Source organism: Streptomyces sp. DF42, from assembly GCF_058267695.1.
The window spans coordinates 8,057,276-8,072,919 of the sequence record NZ_CM177859.1 but is presented as its reverse complement, the minus strand read 5'-3'; the positions used below and the strand labels follow the sequence as shown (position 1 = coordinate 8,072,919).

Here is a 15,644-nt window from a genome sequence, read left to right as displayed (position 1 = left end):
TACGTGAGCGACAGCAAGAAGATCCTCGATGCCTGGGACGCCTACTCCGACGAGCACACCGACCTCGACGGATGGCCCTACGACGACCACGCCTACGGCCTGCGCGCGAGCCAGCGCGACGCCGACACCGCCGAGGCGTTCGAATCGCTCCGCTACGGCGCCCGTCACCTGCTGGCCACAGCGGAGACGCAACTAGGCCGCCTGCCGGAAGGTACCGTGCAGAGCCGCTGGGTCTACCAGTTGGGCGTTCTGCACGCCGCCCTCGACCGGCTCGAGCAGCTGCACGAGCAGTGGCTGGAAACCCGAGACGCCCTTCCCGCCACCGCCAAGCCCGGCACCACGGCCTTCGCCGACGCCCTCGCCGAGTACCACGCCGAATCGTGGAGCTACCTCGACGACTGGGCCACCCATGGCAAGACACTCCGCGAGATCAACGCCGCTGCCCGCAAAGCCCCCTCACCGCTGGCACCTGCACCATCGCCGGCTCCCACGGCCGACCGGCGAACCCCGGCACGGAAGTGACCATGCCCCTGACTCCCGAGACCGTCGAGGTCGACTTCATCGCCCCGCGCCACCTGGCCGGTGGCGGTGACCCCGCCTGGATCACCATCCCCCTCCACCGCGCCTGCGGCTGGAGCCACGGCAACGACCCCCTGATGGCGCGCGTCCTGCTCTCCAGCCCCGACCAGAAAGCCCTCCTGCGCCTGGAGCCCGAACCCGACGGCCAGTGGTGGACCCTTCACCATGCTGCGGAGCCGGACCGGCCAGCGTGGTACGCGAGTTTCGGCGCCCTCACCCCGGTCGAACTGATCGCCGCCGTTACCGACGCCCTCACCGATCCGGCCGCAACCGCGAGCACACCATCCGATCCGTACGAGCCACTCCAACAGATCGGCTGGTCGCCCGCCTCCGCGGACAACGGCCTCGTGTCACCCGACGGCACCGCGTACGTCCAGCGGCTGGGCAGCGCGGAGGAACCGGGCGCCTGGTTCGTCACCGCCGCACTCGGCCCGGACCGGCCGGTGTGGCAGGCCCGCTTCGGCGCGCACACTCCTGCGTACATGGTCGCCGCGTTCACCGCTGCGCTCGCCGATCCGAAGCCCGTACCGCGCATCGACAGCGGGCGCAGTCTCCCGACCTACGAACCGAACGTCGTCACCTGTAGGACCACGGACGTGCTCGCGGTGTACGTGGCCGGGGCGCTGGAAGAACGCGTCCACTCCCTCGCTGCCCGGCAGGCCACCTCGCCGACGAATCCGATCCGCTCGCGACAGCCGCCGGCCAAGAACCACCGCAGCCGCTGATCCCTCCGCCCCCGTCCCCGCCCGGAAGCACGTAGCCCTTGCCCCCTTCCTCCTCCAACAGCAACACGGACGGGTACGACCTCGTCCTGCGCCTCCTGATCGGCGTACTCGCCGTCGTCGTCCCCCTCGCCCACCTCGCCTGGCTGTCCGGCAACGTCACCGCCTACCTCACCGGCGCCGACTGGGCCCCCTACCAGCCGACCAGCGCCCTGCTCCACCCCGATCAGCTGTGGCCCAAAGCGGGAGAGACGTCCCTGCTGATCGGTGCCCGCGTCGTCCCTGTTGTCCTGCTCCTGGCCCTCGGTGTGGGGGTGGGCGTCCTGTGGGCCCGGCACAAGAACCGCAGCGGCGGCCGGAAGAAGAAGATCACCGGCATGGCCAAGGCGCGGGATATCGAGCCGCTGATGGCCAAGGCGATCACCGACAAGGCCCGCTCTCTGCGCCCGAGCCTGAAGAACGCCAAGCACATCGAGGCCCGCGACACCGGCATCCTGCTCGGCAACCTGCAGGGCACCAAGCACGAGGTGCGCATGGGCTACGAGGACGTGGCCGTCGCCATCATGGCGCCCCGCTCGGGCAAGACCACCAGCCTCGCGATCCCCTCCATTCTCGCCGCGCCCGGCCCGGTCCTGCTGACCTCGAACAAAGCCGCCGGCGACGCCTTCACCGCCACCTACGACGCCCGCGCCCGCGTCGGACAGGTGTGGTCGATGGACCCGCAGCAGATCGCGCACGCCGCACGCGAGATGTGGTGGAACCCCTTGGCGGACGCCAAAACCCTGGACGGCGCCGGGCGGTTGGCCGGCCACTTCCTCGCCGCCTCGGTGGACGCGAGCCAGCAGGGCGACTTCTGGTCCAAGGCCGGATCCAACATCCTCGCTCAACTCTTCCTCGCCGCGGCCCTCGACGAGCGGCCGATCACCGACGTCATGCAGTGGCTGGCCTTCCCCGCCGACCGCACCCCGCTCGACATCCTCCGCGACCACCAATTCGCCGCCGTCGCCGCCCAGCTCAAGGGCACCGTGGAGGGACCGCCGGAAACCCGGGACGGCATCTACGAGACCGCCCGCCAGTACGCCGCCGCGCTGCTGAACAGCGAGATCGCCGCCTGGGTCACCGCGCAGAAGGACACCGCCGAGTTCAAGCCGTCCGCGTTCGTGACCTCCACAGACACGCTCTTCCTGCTCAGCAAGGACGGTGGCGGCGGCGCCTCGGCGCTGATCGCCGCGTGCGCGGACTCGGTGATGCGGGCAGCGACTGCGCAGGCCGAACGAGCCGGCGGACGGCTCGACCCGCCCATGCTCGCGATCCTCGACGAGGCCGCCAACGTCTGCAAGATCAGCGACTTGCCGGACCTGTACTCGCACCTTGGGTCGCGCGGGATCATCCCGATCACGATCCTGCAGTCCTACCGCCAGGGCCAGAAAGTGTGGTCGGACGCCGGCATGGACGCCATGTGGTCCGCCTCGACCGTCAAGGTCATCGGCTCCGGTATCGACGACCCCGACTTCGCCGACAAGCTCAGCCGTTTGATCGGCGACCACGACGTCGAGACCACCTCCACCTCGCACTCGGAGTCCGGGAAGTCGACCTCGGTGTCGATGCGGCAGGAGCGGATCCTTCCCGCCGACGCCATCCGCGCCCTACCCAAGGGCACCGCGCTCTGCTTCGCCACCGGCATGAGGGCCGCCATGCTGGACCTGCGCCCGTGGTACCTGGAGCCCGGAGCGGAGGAGCTGTCCACAGCGTCGGCCCGCGCGTCCAAGGCGATCACCGCCCGCGCCGTCGCGAAGCACGCGCCGACGCAGTCCGACTTCGGGAAGGCCGTGTGAGCGCCGTCCGGCTGCACCTGGTGCCGGTCCGCTCACGTGCGGTGAAGGACTTCGTGCACGCCTGGCACCGCCACCACCCGCCGCCCGCAGGTCAGATCTTCACCGCCGGCGCCGCCGACGAGACCGGCACGCTGCGCGCCGTGGCCATCGTCGGCCGGCCGGTTGCCCGACACCTTGATGACGGCACCACCCTCGAAGTCACCCGGACCGCCAGCGACAGCGCGCAACGCCAACTCCCTGCTGTACGGAGCATCGTGGCGCGCGGCGAAAGCCCTCGGTTACCAGCGTCTGATCACCTTTACCCAGGCGGGCGAGAGCGGCGCGTCCCTGGGCGGCGCGGGATGGCACCTGATCGCCAGCCGCCCGCCCCAGGCCGGATGGCACACCCCCTCCCGGCCCCGGGCCGGCCACGGCAACGACCACATCGCCCGCTTCCTGTGCCAAGCCCCCTGAACCACATGTCCGGAGACGCCCTGCACACTTACGAACCCACCGGCCTCGACGAGATGTCCCCGCGCCAAGCCGTAGACGCCGTGACCGCGGACATCCGCGACCACCACATCACCGTGGACGGCACCGGCCTGTTCAACGCCACGCGGCACATCGACCTGCTGTGCCACCTCGCCGCCCGCATGGCCGCCGACGTCGAATACCATCTCGCCCCGCATATCGCCGGCCTACCGCCCGCCGAGACCCTCGGCGAGAGCGCCAGCCACGTCGGGCGAGCCATCGCCCACTACACCCAGGCCCTCGCCCCGCTCATCACCCTCACCACCACGGCGCAGGACACGCTCCAGCAAAAGCTCGACTCGCTCGACCACCACAGCCGCCTGCGGATCCACCTCGACGACGCCAGGCGGGCCCTGGCCGCAGCCCGCACCGCGCTGGAGGTACCGCGGACCCCCGCTGCTGCGAGCGCACCCACCCCAGCCCCGTTGCCCGCCCCGGCTATCCGGCGCCCGGCATGACGACACCGCCCACCGATGGCCTTCTCTTTGAAGTGGCCCCGCCCCCGACGCCGGTTGAACGGCTCATGCTGCTCGCAGACCAGTACGTGCAGCACAACGACACGCTCGACCGCCTCCTGCGAGCCGGATCGCAATCCGAACCCGACGCCCACGTCGCCTCTGCCCAGCGACTCGCCTCCGCAACCCGCACCGCCATCAAAGCGGTCACCGACGAACGCCTCTACGAAAGTCACGAGCTGTCGGACGCGGTGGTCCGTCTCCAACAGCTCGCCTTCCTGAGCAGCGCCTCCACGGACCACCGTCTTCCCATGGCGCGCACCCTGACCGCCCTGGCCCCCGAAGCCGCCATGAGCTGCGCCGACATCATCGCCCACGAAATCCGACGCCGCCGCTGGAGCACCACCGATGCTCCAGACCACCAGCTGACCGCCACGCAGCGCACCGCCCTGTGGGAGATCGCCTGCGGGCACGTCGTGGCCACCCGCTCCCTGGGACGGCAGTACGTCCACTACCGCGACGAGCGCGTACTCATCGGCACCCTGCGCTCGCTCGAGGCGAACGCTCTGGCCGAGCGCGTCCCGAACTCCGCGTCCCCCGCCTACACAGGCGGACCGCTTCAAGACCGAGTCCGTCTCACCGCCGCCGGCACCACCGCCCTGGCCGCCGCCATAAGCCGCCCGACCACCGCCAGGCCACCCGGCACGACACCCGCGCCCGCCCCCACCGCCGCGACGACGGCCACCCGAAGCCACTGACCGACCCTCCGGAGCCACACCACCCCATGCCCCTGCTCGACCTGGCAGAACACGCACAACAACTCCGCACTTTGGCGCGCGACTTCGAGACCCTGCACGCTCGCGTTCGGGACGTCTCCTACACCCCCGGCACCGACGCGCTGCGCCAGATCAGCCCGCTTCTGCTCATGACCCAGGACCTGACGGCCACCGTCCTCGTCCGCCTGGGCGCGCTCGACTCCAGCACGTACACCAGCGTCGCCGGCAGCCGCGCGAGCCTGGAGTGCCTGGCCTCGGTCGTGGTCGCCTCCTCCCTGGCCGGCAACGACCTCGCCAGCGCGCTGCACGCCAACCCCTACGAAGGTGCGCCGTTCCCCGGCTATCCGGCAGGCGACGCGTCGGTGCGCACCGCTCGCCACGCCGAGGCCATCCCGAAGATGACCGGCCACCTCGCTGACGCCGCCCACCAGCTCGACCTGAGTGCGACCGGGTGCCACTACGTCGCCACCGGCATCACCCGCGACCTCGCCGCCACACGGGAGGGAGCGGCCACCGCGCAGCGATCTGCCGGCCCTCCGCTGACCAGCGCCCAGTACGACGCCCTCAAGGCACTCGCCCTCGGCGGAGGGCGGCTGTATGAGAGTTCGCAGCGGGGGCTGGGCGTGACCCGTGTCGCCACCGACGACGGCACCCGCATCTCGATCGCCACCTTCCGGGCCCTGAACAAGCGCGGGCTCGTCGACTGGGACACCAGCACCTCCCTGTTCCACGGGCAGAAGATCACCGTCACCGAGCACGGGCGGCAGGCCCTGGCCAATCCGCGCCCCGCAGCCACTGCGACCACCCCCGCGAGAGCCGTCCCCAGGACTCCTGCGGTACAGGGAGCGCGCCGGTGACGCACTTCAAGCCCCAGGACCGCGTCCTGGTCTCCCCTCGCCATCTGCCGGGCGCCGGGACCAACCAGCTCGCCCACGCGATCCACCCGCTGATCCGCCTCCTCGGCTGGCCGAACGAGCACGAGCGTGACCGGACGCATCACCGTCAGCAGCCTTCGAGGGCACCCTGTTCGTGAGCTTCACCTCCCGCCGCACCAGAGGCAATGGTGACCAGTCGCGCACCACGAGCCCTTCTGGAAGGCGCAGTTCACTCGGCAGCCCGCGATCAAGGCCATCGCCGACGTCACCCAGACTCTGCCTCAGCTGATCGGCGACCAGGTCCGCGCCGCCGCGCAATCCCCGGACGCGAAGCCCGCACCACGCTGCGCACCCCGCCACTGAACACCCTGCGTTCCCAGCCACTCCGTCCCCGCTAGCCCGCGAAGTACGGCGATAGCGGCACAGGAAGCCGTACCGGTTCGTCACCCCGCCACCCCCCGCCCGGCACACCGCCCACCGAAAACCCCTGGACCACCTTGTCTCTTCTGGACATCCCCGATGTGTTCATCGGGTCCACCGACGACGGGCACACCTTCGTCGTCCTCAACCGCCGCATCCGCGACACCGACCGGCTGCTGACCGAGGCCGGGTTCCTCACCCGAGAACACCTCGGCCGCACGCTCTACCTGCTGCCACCGAGCACCGCGCAGGACGCGCACGAGCGCGCCGGAATCGCGATGTACGGGCTCCTGGCCCACACCCACGACCTCGTCGACCTCGCCTGGACCACGCGCCAGGACGGTGCAACCCCGTCACACGAGCCCGACGTGGCCATCCGCTTCACCGACCACGCGGTCACGGCGACCGCGGCCACGGGCCGGGCCGACGCCGTTCTCGTCCAGCACGGCTTCATACCAGCGGGGGCGAAGCAGCAGTACGCACTGACACCCGGACTCGGTGATCGCGAAGTACTCAGTGCCGTTGTCCGCGCCGAGGCCCACCTCTACGCCGACGGCATCAGCGTGCGCATCGGCCTAGGCATCGCGACCCCGCAGGACATCCCACCGGCATCGTCCCGTCCCGGTGCCGCCCCCGCACCGCCGCCCACCACACAGGTCCAGCGGCGCAGCCACTGACCACCACCCGCTTCCACCCGGAGCACTGCACCATGCGCAAGCGCGGCCTGCCCTTTTTGACCATTCGCTCTGCGGCGGCCGGCCCCCGAACTCAAGCTGCCCGCGCCGCCGCCCGGTCATCGGTCAGCGCTGTACCCGTGGCCCGAACGCGGACGCACCTGCGCCTTCCCAACCCCACACGATCACGCCGCTGACTTTCCCGCCCGGCCGCTGGGCGTCGCCTCCCCGATATCCGCCCGCCCCCTGTACGGCGGCAAGCGCAGTGAGGTGCCGAACGGCCAATTCCACCAACCCGGCCCGGACGGCGAACGGCTGCCCCCGACTGATCCCCCCTTTGGAAGTCCTACCTGTGCGCAACCCGCCTTCTGCCACCGAGGTGTTGTCGGTCTCCGCCGCGGACGGCACGCGCCTGTCCGCCTACCGCGACACCCCTGCGCGCCCGTGTCCCGGCGGCGCGACGGTCGTGCTGGTGCACGGCGCGTCCGTCACCGCGGACCTGTGGCGCGTCCACGCCCGGCACCTGACCAGCCTGGGCCTGACCGTCGTGCGCTACGACCAGCGCGCGCACGGTCACACCCCGTGCGGCCAGGCACCGCTGACGATCCGGCAGCTCGCCGACGACCTGCACCAGATCCTGACCCACGTCGTCCCCGCCGGGCCGCTCGTGCTTGCCGGCCATTCCCTGGGCGCCCTCGTCCTGCAGGAACTCTCCGCCCTGCACCCCCAACACCAGGCCCGCATCTGGGGCATGGTGCTGCTGTCGGCCTCCGCACGCGGTGCGACCGTGCTGCCCGGACGCGACCCGCGCGCCTGGCTCCTGGCCGCCGGACGCAGCCTCGCCGCTCTGGCCTGCACCCGGGCGCCCCGCACGGTGGACTTCCTGCGGCGCCGGCTGCCCACCACACACCCCTACAGTCTCGCGCCCCACCCCGACCGGCCGGCCGACGGGCCACCGCGGTGCCGCCACGGCATCCGCCACACCCACACCCGCGATCTCGCCGACCTGTGGCAGTGCCTGCGCCGCTACCAGCCGCGCGACGCCACCGTGCTCAACCAGTTCGGCGAGCGGCTGCTGCTGATGGCCGGCGCGGACGACCGGCACATCCCCGCCGCCCACACCAAGCAACTGGCCGCCCAACTCCCTGCCGCTCGCCTGGAGATCCTCCCCCGCACCACGCACGCGCTGCCCATCCGCCACCCCGCGCTCATCAGCGACCGCATCGCCCGCCTCGCCGCCGAACCGAGCCCCCACCACCCTCCTCACCCCCAGGACCGATCATTTCCGAACTCCCTGCCTTCCGGGCAATTTCACTAGGTGCCGGTATCCAGTCCAGCGCCATGCTCGCCCTCTCCGCACACGGCATACTCCCGAAGGTCGACTACGCAATTTTCGCCGACACGGGCTGGGAACCGAGAGCCGTTCATTCCCATCTCGACCGGCTGGAGCGAGAAATAGCCAGACCCGCAGGCATACCCGTTCTCCGCGTATCGTCCGGAAACATACGCAACGATGCCCTGGACCCCGACCACAGGTTTGCGTCGATGCCGCTCTACGTCCTGAACAAGGACGGAAATCCGGGTATGACCAGGCGCCAATGTACCGGGGAATATAAAATTAAGCCGATCAAGAAAAAGGTCCGCGAACTACTCGGCTACCCCTATCCCACACGCATCCCCAAGAGCGTCTTCGTCGAGCAGTGGGTCGGCATCTCCACCGACGAATTCCACCGGGCCAAGGACGCCGACGTCAAGTACATGCGCAACTGGCACCCGCTCATAGACATGGGCTGGTCACGGTCCGACTGCGTCCGCTACCTGGCGTCGCTCGGCCTGGCCGACACCCCGAAATCGAGCTGCTTGGGTTGCCTTATGTGGAATCGGGCGGGTCTATCCTGCAGTCATGGCCCCGATCCCGTGGGGCAAGTTCCCCACTGTCGCAGAGCATCAACTGGCTCGCCGGTGGCTGCAGTTCACCGCCAACATCGGACGAGCCCCCAACACGGTCGACGCGTACGGGCGGGCGGTCGAGGACCACCTGCGGTTCTGTGCCGCGGAAGGCACGGACCCGCTACTGGCCCGCGCGGACACCGTCGCCGCCTGGATCAGGAACATGCTGGACCGGCCATCGCGTCGGCCGTCGAAGGCTCCATCTCGGACCGAGACGGGTTTGGCGAACGCAACCATCCAACAGCGCCTGGTCGCGGTCCGGTCCTTCTACGAGTACCTGGTGGAGGACGGTCTGCGCGAGCAGAACCCGGTGCGCCGAGGGCAGGCAGGCCGTGGCGGCCGCAGACCCCGCCAGGGCCTCGTACGGCATATCGAGCAAGCTCCCTGGATCCCCAACGAGGATGTCTGGCAACGGATCCTGGCCGTCTGCGCCGCGGAATCACTGCGCAACCGGCTGATGGTCACGCTCGCCTACGACGGTGCTCTGCGCCGCGAAGAGCTTGTCCAGCTCGACGTCGAGGACTTCGAGCCCGCGCACCGTCTGATCCACCTGCGGGCGGAGACCACCAAGTCCCAGAGGGCCCGGGAAGTGGCCTTCGGCACCACCTCGTCGCAGCTGTTCGTGGCCTATCTCCGCGAACGCCGCCTGCTGTTCGGCCGCATCGACGGGCCGCTGTTCCGGTCGACGTCGAACCGCAACTGCGGCGCCCCGTTGGGCGCTTCCAGCTGGTCGAAGACCGTCGAAGGCATCGCCCGCAGCGCCGGGGCCGCCCGGCTGTCCACGCACACCTTCCGGCATCTACGGCTGACCGACCTGGCCCGGGCCGACTGGACCATCGACCAGATCGCCCAGTACGCCGGCCACCGCGACTTGGCGACCACCATGCGCTACATCCACCTGTCCGGCCGTGAACTGGCCGCCCGTTTCCACCGCGCGAACACCACCATCCACGCCGACCGCGAGCGACTGCTCGCCTCACTGCTGGAGGAGCGATGAACCAAGCCGACATCGGCCAACCCCCCACGCTGGCGACGGCACGTGAGGCCCTGCTCGACCTGATGCGCCCGGTCGACGAAGCCGTACGGGAATGGCCCCGCAAAACCGGCCGCGCCGCACGCAACCGGGTACTTGACGCAGTCCGCGCCCGCGACCTCTCGTACCAGTCGTGGGACGAAACCACCTGGGCCGAAGTGTCCCGCACGGCCGGCCCGGCCCGTCTGCACATCGTCGCCCTCGGGCACCGCCTCGGCGGGCATCACCGCCTGCACCACACCGCCGGAATCAACCAGTTGCACAGGCTCGCGGACCTGGTCTTCGGCCCCGAACTCACCGAGCCCGCACTGCGTGAGGTCGAACAGACGCTGAGTTCGTGGCAGACCTCTCCGCACCTGCTGGAGTGGCAGGTCGGCAACGCGGTCCTCGATGCCCTCCTCAGTGCCGGAAGCCCTCGGCTGGAAGACCTCACCGACACCCTGGTGCGCCAACTGGTGGCCGAGTACGACAAGGTGTCCGGCCTGAACAGCCGACGACGCGGTCTGATCAAGCTCTCCCGGGTGCTCGCGGGCAAGGGCATCATCCCCGCCCCGCTGCACAGCAACGAGGGCAAGGCCGGCCCCCGTTCCGACATGCTCTCCACCGTCCCACCGGAGTGGGCCGACTGGGCCCTGCGCTGGCGGAAGTTCTCCACGCACGAGCCCGGCACCATCCGCTCGATGTTCTCCGTCATCCTCATCGCCGGACGCTGGGCTGCTGAAAAGCACCCCGACGTCATCGCACCGGACCAGTGGACCAGGGACATGGCAGCCGAGTACATCGCCGACACCATGCAGGCCACCGTCGGCCAGTGGGCCGGCCACAACCGCAACCGCAGCCGCTTCGGCCAGCCCATCTCCGCCGCCGGACGGGCCATGCGCATCGACAGCATCCGCGGGTTCTTCTGCGACCTCATCGAATGGGAATGGATCAAACCGCGCTTCGACCCGCGCCGCGTGATGAGCATGCCCCTGTCCCTGCGCGCCCAGATGGGACCAAACCCCAGGATCATCGACGACGCGTCATGGGCCAAACTCATGGCCGCCGGGCTGACCCTGAACGCCGAGGACCTCAAGCCCTACGGCTCTGGCCGGGCCCGAAAAGCCGGCTGGAAGGCCACCTACTACCCCGTCGAGATGGTCCGCGCGATGGTCGGCGTCTGGCTGTTCGGCGGCTGCCGCGTCGACGAGATCCGCCGCCTCGAACTGGACTGCGTCACCTGGGACAAAGGAACCGACGACACCACCGGCGATCCCTTCACCATCTGCCTGCTGCACATCCCGCAGAACAAAACCTCGCGGCCGTTCAACAAGCCGGTCGACCCCGTCGTCGGCCAGCTCATCGACGCCTGGAAACTCATCCGGCCGCCCCAGCCCGACCTGATCGACCGCAAGACCGGGCAGAAGCGACCGCACCTGTTCTGCCACCGCGGCCAGCTCGTCGGCAAGGACTACCTAAACCACAACATCCTCCCGGCCCTCTGCCACAAGTCCGGCGTCCCGCAGACCGACTCCCGCGGCGCGCTGACCAGCCACCGCGCCCGCGCCACCATCGCCACCCAACTCCTCAACGCCCGCGAGCCGCTAACCCTCAACGACCTGCAGCAATGGCTCGGACACAAACACCCCGCCAGCACCCGCTACTACGCCGCGATCCTGCAACGCACCCTCACCGCCGCCTACAAGAAAGCTGACTACTTCGCCCGCAACGTCCGCACCATCCAGGTCCTCATCGACCGCGAGTCCATCCTCACCGGCGCCGCCGCCGGCGGCGAACAGCCCTGGAAGTACTACGACCTGGGCGACGGCTACTGCAGCTACGACTTCTTCGCCAAATGCCCCCACCGCCTGGCCTGCGCACGCTGCCCCTTCTACGTCCCCAAACAGTCCACCCGCGGCCAGCTCCTGGCCGTCAAGGACGGCATCGATCAGATGCTCGAGCAACTCGACCTCACCAATGACGAGCGCGAAGCCCTCGAAGGAGACCGCGAGGCCGTCACTGCACTCGCCGAACGGCTCGCAGACACTCCCACTCCCGCTGGACCGACACCACGTGAACTCGGAACAAGTGACAGCTTCATCCCCTTGACCCAGCTGATCAAGACCATCACGCCACCGAACGAGGAAGACCCCCAGTAACTGCACTCACCCGCCCAGGCGCACACTCAGCTGACCGCCCATCGCCCGAAACCCGAGCGCAGCCGCCACTCGCCGGGAAGCCGGGGGACGCGCCCGCCACTGAGGCAGCAGACCAGCATCAAGTGCGTGCGCCACCGCAGCGGAGGCCACCTGCCGCGCCAGACCGCGCCCCCGCCGCTGCGGAACCGTCAGCACACACAGGTGCGCAGTCGAGGACGGCCACAACTCGTACCCCGCCGCGGCCAGGACCTCCGAGCCGTCACGCACGACGAACACCGGAGAGTCGATCTCCTCGATACCGCTCTCGCCCGCATCGTCCGACCCCACTGACTCCACCAGCCTACGGATGTCCCCATGGCCCGGGGGCAGGCTCGTGATCCGTGCACCGTCCAGACCAGGGCGGAAGTCGTCTCTTGAGAGATAGGCCAGCGCAGCCGGGCCGAGCACATCAGTAACAGCCACCCTCGCGCGAAGCTCGCTGGAGCACACAAGAGAAGGCACCGGCACCTGCTCCAGAGCCTGGCGCAGCAGGCCAGCCTGCGCCTCACCCGGCGCCGTGACGATCGCCGCGTCGCCCAACTGCACAATCCCTGCCCAGGAGGGCGGGCACAGCCGCGAACCGGGAGAGGCGGCAATCGCTATTCCCCCGCTCGACGGAAACGACAGCGGCACAGCCGCCAACTGCTCCCACAGGCCGCGCGCACGGGCCATCACCCGGTCATCAGTCATGACCAGATCCTGCCACTCAGCGATCACCGCATGTCCGGACGTCAGGCAACGCACCCCCACCCCGCTGACCTCCAGATACACCGACCAACCCCGTCAGCGCCTACAGAAGAAAGGACACGACCCTGTCTCAATTCTCAATAACTTGCCCTTTCCACGGAAACGCCCAGTGGCGCAACATCCGCGACAACTCTCCGGGGGAATGGGAAGACGTGGTGGAGTTCGACGCGGCCATCCGCAAGGGAAATGCCCGCGCGAACGCCACCGGCAACCGGCTGCTTGGCGAGGCGTTTCTCCACCGCTCCCGCGTGCCTCTCAGCGAGGCCCCCATCGATCACGTCACCGCCGCCGAATGGGCAGCGATGCAGCAAGAACTCACCGACAGCGGACCTGACCTTCAGGAGCTGGAGCAAGGAGTCGCCGACGGCTGCTCCCCGTGGGCGTGCCGCGGTGAAGTCGAGTCGGCACAGGACGACTTCGGACTGGCCTCTTGACCATCCTGGACCTGTTTGCAGGACCGGGCGGATGGAGCCACTCACTTGACGTCCTCGGCGCACGGGACGTGGGCCTCGAATGGGATGAGTGGGCCTGCAAGACCCGTGCGGCGGCAGGGCAGCTGACCATTCGCACCGACGTGGCGCGATATCCCGTCTGGCCCTTCCTCGGCAAGACCGCCGGGCTCATCGCGAGCCCGCCCTGCCAGGCATGGTCCATGGCCGGCAAGCGCCTCGGCCTGGTGGACCAGCCGCTCGTGCACCAGGCAGTGGCGGACCTCGCCGCCGGACGCGACACCCGCGAGAAGCTGCTGACCGCCTGCCGGGACGAGCGCTCGCTGCTGGCCGCCGAGCCCATGCGCTACCTCCACGCCCTCAACACCGTCGGCGAGCCCGACTGGGTCGCCATGGAAGAAGTGCCGGACGTCCTGCCGCTGTGGAAGCAGTACGCCTCCGTGCTGCGCGGATGGGGGTTCTCGGTCTGGTGCGGGATCCTCAACGCCGCCAACTTCGGCGTACCGCAAACCAGGCGGCGGGCAATCCTGCTCGCCTCCCGCGTCCGCACCGCCCAGCCCCCACCACCCACGCACGCCCAGACCGCCGAGCCGGAGAGCCTGTTCGGGCCAGGCCGTGACCGATGGGTGTCGATGGCCGAGGCCCTCGGCTGGGGCGCCACCGACCGACCCGTCCCCACCGTCTGCGCCGGCGGCGGACCCGGCGGCGGGCCCGAACCGTTCCCTTCAGGCTCCCGCAAGACGCTCTCCGACGCCCGGGAGCGCGGCACCTGGATGCCGCGACCGGAGGCTGTGGTCCTGCAGTCCCGCCGCGAAGGAGCCGGATGGGCCGCCCGGCACGGCACCCGCGAGAACCGGACCGCTACTGCCCCGGCACCGACGTTCACCGCCGAGGCGCACCGCTGGTCCTGGTCCCTGCGCAGCAACAACCAGGCCAACGCCACCATCCGTCCGCTGTCCGAGCCGGCAGGCACGCTGTTCTTCGGTCACCGGGCGAACGAGTGCACCTGGGTCGCCGCACCGGCCCTCGCGCCGACGGAGGACACGGACGCGCCAGCGGTGCCGGAGCCGATCCGGATCACCGCCCGCGAGGCCGGCCTCCTGCAGACTTTCCCCGCCGACTACCCGTGGGCCGGCAACAAAGGCCAGCAGTTCTCCCAGATCGGCAACGCCGTACCGCCGTTGCTCGCCGGCCACCTCCTCGCCCCGCACCTCGGCGTCACCCTCGACCCCAACGACTTCACCCTCACCGCCTGATGCCCCGCACCCCCGAACCTGACGAGGACGGCGACCTCGACGACCTGCCCGACACGCATCCGCCGCCGCCTGTGCACTACGTCGAGCAGGCCCTCCTCGGCGCCCTCCTCCTCGATCCGCACCGTCTCGCCGACGTGACCGGCATCGCCGGCAACTCGTTCTCCACTGCCGCGCACTCCGCCTTGTACGCAGCGATCAGCACGCAGCCCCCGCCCGACCCGGCCGAGCACGCCAAAAACACCAAGTGGCTCGACCAGGTGCTCGCCACAGGGCGCGAGCAGGCGCGCGGACTGACCGCCTCCTACCTGCACACCCTCATCCAGGTCTGCCCCCGGCCCCGCCACGCACCGGCCTACGCACGGATGGTCGAGGCCGAACACGCCCGCCGACGCCTACAGACGGCCGCCGAACTCCTCGTCCAGACCGTCCACGATGCCTCCCTCCCACACCCCGTCCAGACGGTGCTCGCCGAGGCCGACGCGCTCGCCGCGGTCGTGGACGACATCGCGAGCCGGTTCCCACCGCGCGCCGGCGTCCTGCCCCGCACCCCCGCACCGCCGCCAGCCATCCCGCCCGACTACATCGAGGCAGTCGAGGAGGAGCGGCTGCTGCTCGCAACCGCCACCGCCCACCCATCCGAAATCGAGTCCGTCCGATGGCTGCTCCCCGACGACCTCACCCTGCCCTTGCACGCCGGCCTGTGGCAGTGCCTGACCGCCCTGGCCCGCCGCCGCGAGCCCGTCGACCCCGTCACCGTCCTGTGGGAGGCCCAACAGCGCGGACTGCTCGACGACGGGAGCGAACCGGGCGAGGTGCTCCACCTGCTGGCCGAACCGGCCGGTTCCGTGGAGCACTGGGGCGAGCGCGCCCTGCAGCGCTCCCTCCTGGCCACCGCCGATCGCACCGGCCGACGCATCGAGGCATACGCCGGCGACCCGGCGAACACCCCGTTCCAGCTCGTCGCCGGCGCCCGCCGATCCCTCGCCGACATCGGCGCCGTCCGCACCCGCTGGCAGCACGCCACCGGAACGGTCCCGCCGCAGCGACCGCGGCCCGCGCCCACCACTCGCGCCGGACCGCCGACCACCACGGCCGCCCACACCGCCCGCGCCGCGCGAGCAACCCGATAGCACCCCGCATACGCCGGTGGCCGGACCCGAAGACCCGGCCACCGGCAGAAGAGACG

General features: G+C 70.2%; 15 protein-coding genes and 2 pseudogenes. 16 read left to right on the top strand and 1 reads right to left on the bottom strand.

Translation table 11 applies throughout. From position 1 onward, the window contains the following. Positions 1–3 precede the first annotated feature (3 nt). The 13 genes and pseudogenes from ACYUED_RS36930 (at position 4) to ACYUED_RS36870 (ending at position 11,967) form a co-directional block, all read left to right on the top strand. Entirely contained in the window at positions 4–522 is a 519-nt protein-coding gene (locus ACYUED_RS36930) for a hypothetical protein (RefSeq protein ID WP_491288911.1), read from the top strand. Between the two features lie 2 nt (positions 523–524). Then, positions 525–1,304 (top strand): SPDY domain-containing protein, encoded by a 780-nt coding sequence (locus ACYUED_RS36925; protein ID WP_491288910.1) that lies wholly within the window; start codon positions 525–527, stop codon positions 1,302–1,304. A 38-nt stretch (positions 1,305–1,342) separates the two neighbouring features. Next, a complete protein-coding gene (locus tag ACYUED_RS36920; protein ID WP_491288909.1) occupies positions 1,343–3,136 on the top strand; it encodes a type IV secretory system conjugative DNA transfer family protein in 1,794 nt (597 codons plus the stop codon). Continuing rightward, positions 3,133–3,589: pseudogene (locus tag ACYUED_RS36915) on the top strand (XF1762 family protein). Before ACYUED_RS36920 ends, ACYUED_RS36915 begins: the two are co-directional and overlap by 4 nt. Before the next feature lie 5 nt (positions 3,590–3,594). Then, entirely contained in the window at positions 3,595–4,104 is a 510-nt protein-coding gene (locus ACYUED_RS36910; RefSeq protein ID WP_491288908.1) for a hypothetical protein, read from the top strand. A gap of 65 nt (positions 4,105–4,169) precedes the next feature. After that, entirely contained in the window at positions 4,170–4,859 is a 690-nt protein-coding gene (locus ACYUED_RS36905; protein ID WP_491288907.1) for a hypothetical protein, read from the top strand. Between the two features lie 26 nt (positions 4,860–4,885). Continuing rightward, positions 4,886–5,734 (top strand): hypothetical protein, encoded by an 849-nt coding sequence (locus ACYUED_RS36900; protein ID WP_491288906.1) that lies wholly within the window; start codon positions 4,886–4,888, stop codon positions 5,732–5,734. Further along, on the top strand, positions 5,731–5,910 hold the full coding sequence (locus ACYUED_RS36895; protein ID WP_491288905.1) for a hypothetical protein: 180 nt from the start codon (positions 5,731–5,733) through the stop codon (positions 5,908–5,910). Before ACYUED_RS36900 ends, ACYUED_RS36895 begins: the two co-directional genes overlap by 4 nt. A gap of 339 nt (positions 5,911–6,249) precedes the next feature. Beyond that, entirely contained in the window at positions 6,250–6,849 is a 600-nt protein-coding gene (locus ACYUED_RS36890; protein WP_491288904.1) for a hypothetical protein, read from the top strand. Positions 6,850–7,198: 349 nt separating this feature from the next. Further along, complete coding sequence (locus ACYUED_RS36885) at positions 7,199–8,164, top strand: alpha/beta fold hydrolase (protein WP_307047040.1); 966 nt, start codon at positions 7,199–7,201, stop codon at positions 8,162–8,164. A gap of 23 nt (positions 8,165–8,187) precedes the next feature. Continuing rightward, positions 8,188–8,715, top strand: a pseudogene (locus ACYUED_RS36880) (adenine nucleotide alpha hydrolase family protein); the annotation flags it as partial. A 34-nt stretch (positions 8,716–8,749) separates the two neighbouring features. After that, complete coding sequence (locus ACYUED_RS36875) at positions 8,750–9,793, top strand: tyrosine-type recombinase/integrase (protein WP_491288903.1); 1,044 nt, start codon at positions 8,750–8,752, stop codon at positions 9,791–9,793. Beyond that, a complete protein-coding gene (locus tag ACYUED_RS36870) occupies positions 9,790–11,967 on the top strand; it encodes a tyrosine-type recombinase/integrase (RefSeq protein ID WP_491288902.1) in 2,178 nt (725 codons plus the stop codon). The genes ACYUED_RS36875 and ACYUED_RS36870 overlap by 4 nt, the downstream gene beginning before the upstream one ends. Before the next feature lie 6 nt (positions 11,968–11,973). Here ACYUED_RS36870 and ACYUED_RS36865 read toward each other — a convergent pair whose 3' ends face one another. Then, positions 11,974–12,777, bottom strand: a complete 804-nt coding sequence (locus tag ACYUED_RS36865) for a GNAT family N-acetyltransferase (RefSeq protein ID WP_491288901.1) — start codon at positions 12,775–12,777, stop codon at positions 11,974–11,976. A 128-nt stretch (positions 12,778–12,905) separates the two neighbouring features. Between ACYUED_RS36865 and ACYUED_RS36860 the strand changes: the two genes are divergently transcribed. From ACYUED_RS36860 to ACYUED_RS36850, 3 genes are read left to right on the top strand one after another with little or no spacing between them, the layout of a single operon-like run. Beyond that, positions 12,906–13,187 carry a hypothetical protein gene (locus ACYUED_RS36860; protein WP_491288900.1) on the top strand — a complete coding sequence of 94 codons (282 nt, stop codon included), beginning with the start codon at positions 12,906–12,908 and terminating at the stop codon, positions 13,185–13,187. Then, positions 13,184–14,458 carry a DNA cytosine methyltransferase gene (locus ACYUED_RS36855; protein ID WP_491288899.1) on the top strand — a complete coding sequence of 425 codons (1,275 nt, stop codon included), beginning with the start codon at positions 13,184–13,186 and terminating at the stop codon, positions 14,456–14,458. Before ACYUED_RS36860 ends, ACYUED_RS36855 begins: the two co-directional genes overlap by 4 nt. Then, on the top strand, positions 14,458–15,588 hold the full coding sequence (locus tag ACYUED_RS36850; protein ID WP_491288898.1) for a DnaB-like helicase N-terminal domain-containing protein: 1,131 nt from the start codon (positions 14,458–14,460) through the stop codon (positions 15,586–15,588). Before ACYUED_RS36855 ends, ACYUED_RS36850 begins: the two co-directional genes overlap by 1 nt. The last annotated feature ends 56 nt before the right edge of the window (positions 15,589–15,644 follow it).

Bases quoted from the DNA above. Each gene is read 5' to 3' on its own strand.
- ACYUED_RS36875 (WP_491288903.1), top strand. From the start codon at position 8,750: ATGGCCCCGATCCCGTGGGGCAAGTTCCCCACTGTCGCAGAGCATCAA.
- ACYUED_RS36910 (WP_491288908.1), top strand. From the start codon at position 3,595: ATGTCCGGAGACGCCCTGCACACTTACGAACCCACCGGCCTCGACGAG.
- ACYUED_RS36850 (WP_491288898.1), top strand. From the start codon at position 14,458: ATGCCCCGCACCCCCGAACCTGACGAGGACGGCGACCTCGACGACCTG.
- ACYUED_RS36925 (WP_491288910.1), top strand. From the start codon at position 525: ATGCCCCTGACTCCCGAGACCGTCGAGGTCGACTTCATCGCCCCGCGC.
- ACYUED_RS36900 (WP_491288906.1), top strand. From the start codon at position 4,886: ATGCCCCTGCTCGACCTGGCAGAACACGCACAACAACTCCGCACTTTG.
- ACYUED_RS36870 (WP_491288902.1), top strand. From the start codon at position 9,790: ATGAACCAAGCCGACATCGGCCAACCCCCCACGCTGGCGACGGCACGT.
- ACYUED_RS36905 (WP_491288907.1), top strand. From the start codon at position 4,170: ATGCTGCTCGCAGACCAGTACGTGCAGCACAACGACACGCTCGACCGC.